The sequence below is a fragment of the Acetobacterium sp. genome, from assembly GCF_030652775.1.
In the GTDB taxonomy this organism is placed as follows: Bacteria; Bacillota; Clostridia; order Eubacteriales; family Eubacteriaceae; genus Acetobacterium.
Map to the genome: position 1 here is coordinate 1 of NZ_JAUSPS010000077.1, position 1034 is coordinate 1034.

The 1034-nt window shown below is 46.8% G+C and carries 2 protein-coding genes; both read left to right on the top strand.

All coding sequences use genetic code 11. From position 1 onward, the window contains the following. Positions 1 to 255: Xaa-Pro peptidase family protein (locus tag Q7J41_RS14420; RefSeq protein ID WP_304889138.1), on the top strand; the 255-nt coding region annotated here is incomplete at its 5' end. A 27-nt stretch (positions 256 to 282) separates the two neighbouring features. Continuing rightward, positions 283 to 1034, top strand: a 752-nt coding sequence (tsaD, locus tag Q7J41_RS14425; RefSeq protein WP_304889139.1) for a tRNA (adenosine(37)-N6)-threonylcarbamoyltransferase complex transferase subunit TsaD, incomplete at its 3' end; no start/stop codon positions are given.

The window sequence follows — 1034 nt, forward strand, 5'->3', positions numbered from 1 at the left end:
ACGCAGTCAGGCTACGTGCATTCGGTGGGACACGGCATCGGCTTGCAAGTGCATGAAAAGCCCTGGTCGACCATGATCCACCCTTCGCCCACAGATGTGCTGGCCCCCGGATCCGCTTTCACCATCGAACCTGGTCTGTACTATCCCGAAAAGGGCATGGGCGTGCGCATCGAGGATTCATACACTGCACGGGCAGATGGTAAGATTGAACTGTTGGCTGAATATCCGTATGATTTAATTTTGCCGATTAAATAGCTGTATTTTCGAGATTGAGGATTGACCGTGCAAATTGTCAGAGTTTTAGGAATTGAATCATCCTGTGATGAAACTGCTGCTGCCATTGTCAAGGATGGCACGAGCATCCTTTCTTCCGTCATAGCTAGTCAGATTGATGTTCACCATAAATATGGCGGCGTTGTACCTGAACTTGCCTCACGAATGCACGTTGAAGCCATTACCCAGGTGATGGATGAGGCTATAAATAAAGCAGATATCACCCTTGAGGATATTGATGCTGTGGCAGCAACAAGAGGCCCGGGACTTATAGGAGCCCTTCTGGTGGGATTCTCTTTTGCCAAATCCTTTGCCTTTGCACGGCAACTTCCTTTTGCCGGTGTCAATCATCTGGAAGCCCATATCTATTCTCTATTCCTTGGGGACTCAAAACCTGAATTCCCCTTTATTGCGCTGGTGGTTTCAGGAGGGCACACCAATATCTATCATGTCACCTCATATGACCATTTTGAACTCATGGGACAGACAAGAGATGATGCTGCCGGAGAAGCCTTTGATAAAGTGGCAAAAATGCTGAAATTAGGTTACCCTGGCGGCCCTATAATTGAAAGCCTTGCAAAGACAAAAGATCCTTCTGTAATTAAGTTTCCCAGAACTTTGCTTGAAAAAGGCAGTTTTGATTTCAGCTTCAGCGGTCTAAAGTCCTCGGTTGCACGGTATATCCATGACAACCCCAGCATCACAGAAGATGAAAAAGCACAGATTGCCGCCTCTTTTCAGGAAGCCATTATTGATGTTCT